Origin of the sequence: Hymenobacter profundi (assembly GCF_019334315.1) — a bacterium.
Taxonomy (GTDB): Bacteria; Bacteroidota; Bacteroidia; order Cytophagales; family Hymenobacteraceae; genus Hymenobacter; species Hymenobacter profundi.
On the sequence record NZ_JAHWGL010000003.1, the window covers coordinates 106,810 to 114,938 of the forward strand.

Below are 8,129 nucleotides of genomic sequence, written 5' to 3' on the forward strand. Positions count from 1 at the left end.
AGGAAGTTGGGGGCGCACGCTCCCGTTTACGCTCCCAGTAAAAAATGAATCAGATTTAATCAACTCGTAAACAACTCACAACAAGCTACTTATTTGAGTATTTCGGTTGTTTTTTGGTATCCCGGCTCTGGGTACTAGGGTAAAAAGCCGGGGCGCAGCAGTTTCACTGCTGCGCCCCGGCTTTTTCTATTATAAGAACTCCCTACTTCCACTTCTATCAGCCGAGAGTAACTGCAACTGAATTAGCGTACAGTGCAGAAAAACTCCGTGCTATTTTCGTGGGTTCAGGATGAAGGATTTCATCATTTCCAGTAGGAGCGAATCGGCGGCGTTTAGTCCGGGCGCTTTCAAGTTTAGTGCGTCTGGTTCTACGTAGCCTTGCAACTGGGCAAATTCCTCTGGCGACACAGTATTGAAAGCCATCGTCCATTGGCTGAAATTACGCTGCATAATCTCCTTGTCAGCGAGCTTTACCACGTTTTGGTGCCGTGGGTCATTGATCAGCTTTGCATATAGCAGCACCAAGTCATTCTCGGCACCTTCAATGATTTGCATAAACTGATTGTCGCCGTAGATCAGGGCGCCGGTGATATCTTTTGCTTCGTTAGCGGCGCGGGCCTGTAGCAGCAATTCCCGCAGCTGTTCCTCACTCATGGGCTCTACGCCCCGGCTCATATAAATTATCTGGTGCATGCAGATGCTGTGTTGGTGTACGTCGAAAGATAAAGCCCTTTCCCGATACCAAGTAGCTTGCTGCTTTATGAGCGTCTCGCTAAATACGTTTGCGCCTCTTGTAGACTACTGAATGTGGGTGGTGTTTGTGTAACGGGCGCCATCTCCTCCAGAAGTAACTGCACTGCTGCGTCTTCTCCCGATAGGTAGACCGTAGAGAGCTGATTAGGGCGCATTACGTTGCTCGGGTACCATTGCTCCTGCATCCAACGTTGTTCGTCTAGCGTTAGCGCCTTCATATTGCGCGCGTCGCACAGGATACGCTGCCAGCCCCGATCTACCAGAAAGCCTCCCAGATACTCCAGCAAATTCCGCAAATCGTTTGAACGACGTGGTCGCGCATGATAACGCACCAAAGCGTATCCATCGGAATGCGCGGCAATAATACCAGCTGTGTTTTCAAAAACGATGGGCAGAGCAACAATAGACATAGATAAGTACAAAAATCTGGTGTAGCTCGTCAATGCAAATACATCGCCATTTCTTTGTATTATACCAATATCATTCCATTAACAGGGTATGTATTAATAGAATATAGGCAGGATATATTATTTAACTTATTTGTGTAGAGGATATTATCGATACTGAACTATTTTCCCAACAAAAGACAAGTTATCTACCATTTCCCTAAAGAAAATGAACTACTATGTTTTGTTAAAAGCCTTCTGAGAGAAGCTAATGTAGCTGTACCAAGTTCGCTTCGGTGGTGCATAATGTATAGTTACAACAAACAAAAAAAGTCCTGCCGCCAATGGCGGCAGGACTTTATAGGACATCCTGGGAGCTTAGTCAGATTTTGTATAGTAGATTCGCAATTGCAGCGGATGGCTGTTATTGCGGAATGTACTGCCCTTGTTGCAGCCTCGTGCGTGCCGATTGCGCGGTGATATAGGAAGAAGGTACGGACGATACTGGTGAAGAGGGCCAGAGTGAGGGAAGCAGGCGGCAGCATGTATGGCCACTGCTTGGCGCTGGTTTCAGGGGCGTAGCGTGGCTATCAGGGCAGTAGAACCGCCGGCATCATCGTCAGTTACCAGGAGTAGCTCGTAGTGTCCGTGCGCAATGCGCCGTCGCACCGCTACGCCTTCTACTTTGCGTAGGTAGGGCTGCCCGTTGGGCTGCACCAGCGGCACCCACGTGGGGCTTTTGCCGGGTTCGGCCATGCCTACCAGGCTTCCCAGCACGGCGCCATCGGCTACGGGGTCGAGCGTGTCTTCCACCGAAGCCGTCACAAATAAGCGGCCGTCGTACCAGGTAGCGCCGGACAGCCCCGCCGTGTGCCCACCTACCATAGGTAGCGCCAACACCTGCTGGCGGATGGTAGGCGGCTGCGCAGTGCGGAGGCGGATGAAATCCAGCGTCGGCTCCAACGGCAGCCGGAATACCAAATTCTGCGCCCCTACCCCAATGCCTCGCTGAAACAACCACAGCTCCGTGGCAGTGGCCGCCGCAGCTTCCACGTTCAGGCTGATGCCCACCGGCAGTTGTGCCCGTAGCACCTTATACAATGGCCCCAGCGCCAACGGGTACACCGTAGCCGAACCATGCAACAACGGCACCCAGAAGCCTATTTCGCGGGTAGGCGCGCTGCCCGATCCAAACGTGAGCAAGCCGGTTTCACCGCTGGGCAGGGTTAAGGCAGTCAGGCATTCCAGGTCGGGCTTTTTGGCTTTGGGAATGCGGCCAGTACTGAAATGCGCCGTTTCGAATAGGGTGGTAGGCCGGCCAGCTTCCAACGACGCAGCATCCAGCATATACAGGAAAGGACTATCGTCGCCTACTATATATATACTGTCCCCTATCAACTCTACCCCCGACGCTGAGGGCAGATCCGGCAATACAAGTTCGCGGAGGATGATGGCTTGCATAAAGTCGCTAGGGGAAAATCGGTATGAGGCGGGACACGAAATATGGTGTCCTTCATTGCCGATGTCGTTCAACGGTCACTAATTCAATCGTTCAATGAGGAGAGACAAGTTATTGTGTCTCCTCATCGTATTCCATATACCGCTCAGAGAATCATATCGGCATGTTCTGATAAGCGGAGTCGAAACCTGCTTTCCATCGCCACTCCCCTACCCCCTCGCCAACACTAATCCTTGGTAATGGTGAACTCTACACGACGGTTGAGGCGACGGGTTTCTTCGCGGGCGTTGCTGGCGCGAGGCTTGGCGCCGCCGTAGCCCACAGTGGCAATGCGGTTGGCAGCCACGCCTCGGCTCACGAGGTAGCGCCTCACCTCCTGCACCCGCTCCAGGGAGAGCTGCACGTTCAGCTGGGGATTACCCACGTTGTCGGTGTGGCCTTCCAACTGAATGCTGACGGCGGGGTTATCGACCAAAGTGCGGGCCAGGCGGTTCAGTTCTTCGTAGGAAGCGGGCAGCAGGTCGTATTTGCCTTGGGAGAAAATCAGGGTAGGCAGCTCCAGCTTGGAGCCCACAGCGGCGGGCACCAGCAGCAGGTCGCGGCGCATGGAGCCGGCCACGGTTACGGTATCAGAGGCTGTGAGGAAACCAGTGCTGGTAGCCGTGAGGCGGTATTGGCCGGGCGGCAGCGAAAACTGGTAAAAGCCCGTGCCAGCATCGGTGCGGCCGGTGGCGTTGAAGATAATGTCGGAGCCCAGGCGCACGGCCTTCACTTCAGCTGGCACGGCCTGACTGGTTTTGGTATTCAGCACCTTACCAGTGAGCATGATGCGGGCCGCCACGGGTCTGGCCGTGGTATCGGGTGCGGGTGGCTCCTGCGTTACCCCGGTGATGGTACGGAACAAGTCGGCGGGAGCATCGGGCTTAGGTGCCGAGGCAAAGAAGGCGTGCTTACCGTCGCCAGATACCGATAGGTAGGCATCGAACCCTACCCCGTTGATTGAGCCGCCCAGGTTGCGCGGCACGCTCCACGAGTTCCAGCTTAGCGTATCCAGGCGCGTGCTGGCGAAGATATCGGCTCCGCCAAAGCCGGCGTGGCCATAGGAGGAGAAATACAGTGTTTTGCCGTCGGGCGACATCCAAGGCGCGAAGTCGAAGCCCGGCGAGTTGATGACGCTACCCAGGGTTTGTGGCTCGCTCCAGGTGCCATCGGACAGGGAGTAGCTCACGTAAAGGTCGTTGCTACCCTGCGTGTCGCTGCGCTCAATGGAGAGCAGCAGCACTTTTTCGTCGGGTGTCATAAAGAACGTATTCGACGGACTCACGGAGTAGTAGTTGCGAATGGGCAGCGGTTCGGGCAGCGCATTCCTACCCTTGGCGCCCGGCACGACCCTTGACACGCCTTCGTCGCGGAAGGAGTCGCGGTTATAGGTGCCGCGCAGCAGCAGGGCTTTGCCATCCTCCAGCACCGACATCACACCGTTGTTCTGGGCCGTGTTCAGCCCTTCAACGCGCGACGCGGGGCCCCAGGTTTCGCCGTTGTCGGCGGAAGTACTCACCCAAATATCGCCCGACTCAGTGTTTCCTTCCGTGTTGCCAGCATATTTGGTACGGGCCAGGTAAAGGCGCTTGCCATCAGGGGTAGGGACGGGTTGCAGCTCGTTGGCGGGTGTATTGAGAGCCGGCAGGGGCCGCACGGGGCCGAAACCGGGCGCCGTTACGTCAATATTGAGTCGCAGCTTGAACAAGCGCCACTGCTGAGTAGCGCGGTTTTGGGGCGCCTGCCCTACCACCGGCGTCGCGTTGAAGCGGTCGGCGCCGGCTAAAGCAGCGCATTTGTCGTTGCCGCGGTTGATGAGCTGCAAGGTGCCTACCGGCCCGGTGGGCACCAGGGCCCACTGCTGGTAGAAGCTGCCCGTCCAGGGACGCTGCACAATGGGCGCATTTTCGTCGGGACGCTCCAGGGTTAGGCACATCGTGCTGTTGCGCGACTCGATGCGGTAGTATTGGCTGCCGGCCATCACGGGCACAAAGCGCCACTGCTGGCTCCGGGCCTGGTTGAACTCCCACTGCACGGCGGCAGCCCCGGCTTCGGCGGAGGAGTTAGCAATATCGAGGCTGCGGCCGCTACTGCGGGCTATAATACCATACCAGGCGCCTTCTTCGGGCATAATGCCCGCCGTTTGCGCCCATCCAGATTGACCAACCCCTATCACCAACAACAGCAGCCACAGGCCGCGAACTAGCATTGAATTCATGTGTGCACAACAGATGAAATGGCCTGCAAGTTAGCCCAAATCTGCAGCCGGGCGCTGTCAACAATTCATTCTGTGGATAAGGAAGATAATAACTACTCTTGCTTAAATGCCGAAACGCCGCCCGTTGCCTACTGGCAACGGGCGGCGTTTCGGCTTTGCTAGTAACTCGCGCGCAGGCAGCGAGCAGCAGCTTTACTTGGCGTTGTTGATGTACTTGAACCGCACAAACCGGTCGTTTTCGTAAATGGCTGCGAAGTGGCCGCCAGCGGTATTCTGAACCTCTTTTTTGGGTTCAATTGCCCGGCTGGGTGTAGCAGGAGTGGGCACTGTAGGGTAAGAACCAGGAGCCAGTGTTGGAACATGGCAAATAAAGGAGAGGATTTTTGATGCCATAGAAGTGTTTGTTAAATGAGGCTGTATAAAAGAAAGGGTCTGATGTCGTCCGCAGTAATGATTCAAATATAATTATCTTCTTATTTAGTAGAATGATAAAAAGAGCTATTTTTTCTTGGCTAAATTAAAAATACCTAGTATCCCGTAGGCCTTCCTCCGTACTGGCACGGAGGAAAATCAGTACATAGTAACTTTGGCACGAACTATAACAAGCCGTGCACCTATTTCCCTTTGTTCTAACTGGATAGATCTTACAAGCTTTTTAGAGCCTATAGCTCAAGCGTAAGAAAATTTCTGGCAGCCCACTACGAGTTTATATTTCCTTCGTTGCAGTCTCCCAGAAAAAGACTAGCCCCACCTGCTAGTGCTGTACCTTCTACTATTTAATAAGTACAAATACTGACCCCTACCAGCCCTATTGCGCTGTAGTGCCCTATCATGCCCACAGATTAATCAAGGAATCAGCTTGTGCCGCAGGGCATACTGAATCAAACCTACCACCGATTTGGAGTTCGTCTTGACCAAGATGTTCTTCCGGTGCGTTTCCACCGTTCGCTCGCTGATGAAGAGTGTTTCGGCAATCAGGTTGTTGGAGTATTCGCGGGCAATCAGGCGCAGAATCTCGTGCTCCCGCGCCGTTAGGTTTACGGGAGTGGTGCCTACCGTGGCGGAATGTTGCAGGATCGTGTTGCCTATCTCCTGGCTGAAAAAGGTACGGCCCGCCGCAATAGTGCGAATGGCCGTGCTCAGTTCTTCGCGGGTCGTGTTCTTCAGTAAATATCCCATGCCGCCGGCATCCAGCACTTCGCGTATCTGGGCGTAGTCGTCGTCCATGCTCAGCACCAGCACGCGTATCCGGGGGTAGTGCGTGCGGAGCGCCTGTGTCAGTTCCACCCCCGACATCTGGGGCATGTTCATGTCTATCACAGCTACCTGTACCTCCGGATGCGTGGGAAGTTGAGCTAACGCCTCTGGCCCGCTGTTCGCCTGCCCCACAACGCAGATATCAGCCTCTGGGTGCAACAGCGTTTTGACGCCTTCCAGCACCAGCGGATGATCATCTACCAGATATACGGAAATACGCTGTTCACTCATTCCAGTCTAACACAATGCCGTGCTACGGCCTGATTTTACTATACTCTGGTTTCTACGAGAGCAGTGCTATCAAAGGTAATGCGAAATTATATATAGAAATATGATGCTTCTATCGCGTCACCGCAAGCACCAGTTCTACAACGCAGCAGGTACCGCCAAACCGCTTTCTATAACTGAAAAAAGCCGCTTCTTCAGATGAAGAAGCGGCTTTTTTCAGTTAGTAGCGAGTGGCTATTTCACTCCGTACTTGGTCACGAACTTGTTACTCAGGTACGTCTGCTTGTTGTCGCGGTTGAACTCGCGGCCGTCGATGTAGGCGTGGGTCAGGTCGTTGGTGCGCATATCGAGCAGGTCGCCGCGGCTTACTACTAGGGTAGCACTTTTGCCGGCTTCCAGGGAGCCGTAGTCCTTGTCGAGACCCAGGATTTGGGCAGGGCTCAGAGTTACGGCCGTGAGGGCCTGCTCTTTGGTGAGACCGAAACCAGCGGCCGTACCGGCTACAAAGGCCAGGTTGCGCGAGCCGGCAGTTTCCATGCTGCCCTCGTAGTCGAGGCAGTAGCGGATGCCGGCTTTTTGCAGGGTAGCGGGCAGTTTGTAGGCTTGGTCGTAGTCGTCGCCGTCGCGCAGGGGTAGGGCGTGGATGCGGGAGAGTACCACGGCCACGTCGTTCTGCTTCAGGAAGTCGAGCATCATCCAGGCGTCGCGGGCGCCTACCACCGTTACCTTCTGCACGCCCAAGCGCTTGGCAAAGCGCACAGCTTCCAGAATTTCCTTGCCGTTATCGGCGTGGATGTAGAGCGTTTTAGAGCCGTCGAACAGCCCACCCAGCGAGGCCAGCCGCAGGTTGGTGGCGTGGACAGTAGACAAATACCGGTAAGCCGATGCCTCAGCAAACAGCTGCTCCAACTCGTTGAGGCGCTGCTGACGGGCCTGCTCCCGGCGCTCAGCGGCGCGCGGGTCAGCAGTTGCCCCTCCAAAAAAGCGGGGTGGCGCCGAGGTAGGCCATACCAGGTGCTGCCCCTCGTCAGGGCGCACGGCGGCGTCTTCCCAGTTCCAGGCATCCAGTTGCACCACGCTGCTTTGGCCGGAGAGCAGGCCGCCGCGGGGCGTAATCTGGGCCAGCAGCACGCCGTTGGTGCGCACGGTGGGTAGGACGTCGGAGTCGGTGTTGTAAGCAATCAGGGACCGGACGTTGGGGTTCAGTTCGCCTACCTCCCGCTCGTCCACGGTAGCCCGCACCGATTCGGTTTCCGTCAGGCCTAGTGTGGTATTGGGCAGAATGAGGCCGGGGTAGATTTCCTGGCCTTTCACATCCACCATTTCGGCGCCAGCTGCAGGCGTGTAGCCGCTACGGGCACCGGCGTAGAGGATGCGGCCCTTATCAAAGGCTACCACCGCGTCGGGCACTACCGTGCCGTTGCCTACGTGCAGCGTGCCGCCCGTGAGTACAATGGGCTTGCTCTGGGCAGGGGCCGGCATGGGCACCTGGGCCTGGGCGGCTATTGACAAGAGTAAGCTAATAGCTATTATTTGTTGGCTTTTAGCTTTTTTCAGCTGGGAAAAGAATGTGGTATATCGTTTCATGATGGTTGTCGTGCTTGTGTGGACCCCACCCCCCGGCCCCCTCCCCTCCGGGAGAGGGGGAGCCTTTACCGAAGCTATTAGCTGATGGTTGTTAGCCGTTAGCTTCATTCAATAGCAAACCCGTTAGGCTCCCCCTCTCCCGGAGGGGAGGGGGCCGGGGGGTGGGGTGTTCGTTTACTGATCCTCTTCCTTCTCCTCGCCC

General features: G+C 55.7%; 7 protein-coding genes. All 7 read right to left on the minus strand.

Annotation, left to right across the window (positions count from 1 at the left end; all coding sequences use genetic code 11):
• Positions 1–270: 270 nt before the first annotated feature.
• Positions 271–693 carry a BLUF domain-containing protein gene (locus tag KYK14_RS01995; protein WP_185282810.1) on the minus strand — a complete coding sequence of 141 codons (423 nt, stop codon included), beginning with the start codon at positions 691–693 and terminating at the stop codon, positions 271–273.
• Positions 694–758: 65 nt separating this feature from the next.
• A complete protein-coding gene (locus tag KYK14_RS02000; RefSeq protein WP_185282809.1) occupies positions 759–1,163 on the minus strand; it encodes a hypothetical protein in 405 nt (134 codons plus the stop codon).
• 546 nt (positions 1,164–1,709) lie between these two features.
• Positions 1,710–2,600 carry a DUF6929 family protein gene (locus tag KYK14_RS02005; RefSeq protein WP_219156516.1) on the minus strand — a complete coding sequence of 297 codons (891 nt, stop codon included), beginning with the start codon at positions 2,598–2,600 and terminating at the stop codon, positions 1,710–1,712.
• A gap of 224 nt (positions 2,601–2,824) precedes the next feature.
• Positions 2,825–4,855: an OmpA family protein gene (locus KYK14_RS02010; protein ID WP_208308011.1), complete on the minus strand. Its 2,031-nt coding sequence runs from the start codon at positions 4,853–4,855 to the stop codon at positions 2,825–2,827.
• Between the two features lie 192 nt (positions 4,856–5,047).
• The gene (locus tag KYK14_RS02015) at positions 5,048–5,248 is read right to left on the minus strand and encodes a hypothetical protein (RefSeq protein ID WP_219156518.1); all 201 of its coding nucleotides are present in this window, start codon (positions 5,246–5,248) and stop codon (positions 5,048–5,050) included.
• A gap of 453 nt (positions 5,249–5,701) precedes the next feature.
• Positions 5,702–6,343 (minus strand): response regulator transcription factor, encoded by a 642-nt coding sequence (locus tag KYK14_RS02020; protein ID WP_219156520.1) that lies wholly within the window; start codon positions 6,341–6,343, stop codon positions 5,702–5,704.
• Positions 6,344–6,574: 231 nt separating this feature from the next.
• A complete protein-coding gene (locus KYK14_RS02025; RefSeq protein WP_246601637.1) occupies positions 6,575–7,852 on the minus strand; it encodes an amidohydrolase family protein in 1,278 nt (425 codons plus the stop codon).
• Between the last annotated feature and the right edge of the window lie 277 nt (positions 7,853–8,129).